This window comes from Pseudomonas sp. LP_7_YM (assembly GCF_004364435.1).
GTDB lineage: Bacteria > Pseudomonadota > Gammaproteobacteria > Pseudomonadales > Pseudomonadaceae > Aquipseudomonas.
The window spans coordinates 1-2,177 of sequence record NZ_SOCT01000034.1 but is presented as its reverse complement, the minus strand read 5'-3'; the positions used below and the strand labels follow the sequence as shown (position 1 = coordinate 2,177).

The 2,177-nt window shown below is 58.5% G+C and carries 1 protein-coding gene; it reads right to left on the bottom strand.

The annotated features are described in order from the left end of the window. A partial coding sequence (locus EC915_RS24635) for a condensation domain-containing protein (protein WP_256658839.1) occupies window positions 1-2,106 on the bottom strand: 2,106 nt, incomplete at its 3' end. Window positions 2,107-2,177: the final 71 nt, after the last annotated feature.

The following is a 2,177-nucleotide window of genomic DNA, read 5'->3' as shown; positions in this document are numbered from 1 at the left end:
AATCAGCTGATGCGCCAACCGATTCGCTCTGGCGTTGAGTTCGCCATAGCTGAGCACCTGGCCTTCGAAGACCAGCGCCGTCGCCTCAGAATTGCACGCAACCTGCGCCTCAAACAGCTGATGAATACACAGATGAGTCGGGCAGGATTCATCAATCGAGTTCCATGTCTTGAGCAACAATGTGCACTCAGACGCACCAATCAGGTCTATTTTGGCAACAGTCTGGCTGGCATCCCGGGTCATCTCGGCAAGGACAGTCTTCAGATAGCCCACGTGGCGCTCGATCGTGGCGGCGTCAAACAATGCCGTTGCATAGCCAAGAGCCCCCACGATTCGATCACCCGCCTCGGCCAGGTTCAGCTCCAGATCGAACCGGGCTACTTCATAGGAAAAACCAACCGGGCTTGCCTCAAGACCGGGCAAGGCCCATTGGCCTGCATCGTAGTTTTGCCAGGCAAATGCGACCTGAAACAGTGGCGTGTGGCTCAGACGTCTAGGCGGCCTGGTTATCTCTACCACCTGCTCGAACGGCAGGTCCTGATGATCCTGGGCCTTGAGTGCCCGCTCGCGCACTCGCGCAATAAGGTCGGCAACGCTCGGGTTGTCGCCAAGGTCGATCCGCAGCGCCAGTGTGTTGACGAAAAAGCCGATCAGCGACTCGATATCACAATGGCCACGGTTGGCACTTGGCACACCGATCACAATATCGTTCTGCCCCGACAGGCGTGACAGTACTGCCGCCCAAGCCGACAACACGGTCATGAACAGTGTCACACCCTGCTGCTGACTGAAACGCTTGAGGGCCGTCGTCAGCTCTGCACTGAGTTCGATCGGCACAGAGGCGCCCACAAGGGATTGTTGCTCAGGCCGACGCCGGTCTGTTGGCAGGTCAAGCAGCGTTGGCGCATCGGCTAGCGCCTGTTTCCAGTAAGCCGCCTGCTCGTTCAAACGCGCCCCCGACAGCCATTGCCGCTGCCAGGCCGCATAGTCAGGATACTGGATCGCCAACGGCGGCAGCGGACTGGCTTGATGGTTGCTGAACGCCGTGTACAGCGCACTCAGCTCAGGCAAAAGTATGCCGAGCGACCAGCCATCCGAAACGATGTGGTGTTGTGTGAGTAACAATACATGCTCATCAGCAGATGCAGCGACAGGCACCCGGATCAGACAAGCCCGAATCAGCGGGCCTGCAGCGAGATCAAAGGACGCACGAGCCTCTTCAGTGCAAAGCCTTGCAATCTCGGTTTCTGTGTCCAATCCAAGAAGATCAATCTCGCGCAATGGCAAACCCTGCTCGCAGGCCAGCAGATGCACCTCGACCTCGCCCTCCTGGGAGACAAAGACCGAACGCAATGCCTCATGGCGCGACCACAGTGCATCAAGGGCTTGCTGCAAAACCGCCACGTTTAATTGACCGCGCAATCTCAGCGCCAAGGGAATGTGATAGGCGTCGCTGATCCCACTGTCGAGTTGCACCAGAAACCACAGTCGCTGCTGAGCGAAAGACAGCGGCAAGGACTCATCACGAGAAAGGGTCCGGATCGATGCACGCGCTGCAGCGCCTGCATCGCGCCGGGCTTCAATCGCCAAAGCCATAGCCTTGAGCGTTGGAGAGGTGAATAAGGCTGCGAGCGGCAATTCAGCCCCAAAGGCGGCTATACGACTGACCAGCCGCACGGCCATGAGTGAATGGCCGCCGAGGGCGAAGAAGTGGTCATGGCGACCGACCTGTTCAACGCCCAGCAACTGCGACCAGATCCTGGCAAGGAGGACCTCTGTATCGCCCAACGGCGCCTCGTAGGCCTCACGGGCAAACGCGTCCTCGTGCGGAACAGGCAAAGCCTTGCGATCAAGCTTGCCGTTGGCCGTCAGCGGTAAACTTTCCATCCGCACAAAGGCAGACGGCACCATGTAGTCGGGTAAACGGTTGCTCAGGTAATCACGCAACGTACCCGCTAGCGTCAAGCCAGATTCAACAGCTACCGATGCGTCCTGGACCTCGGAATGCGTCAAAACATAAGCAACCAGGCGCCTGTCAGCATTCTCGCCTTGCGCTATCACCACCGCCTCGCGGATGGAAGGATGCTCGGCCAATCGGGCTGCAATTTCACCCAGCTCAATCCGGAAACCACGGATCTTGACCTGGTCGTCATTGCGACCCAGAAACGCCAGATTGC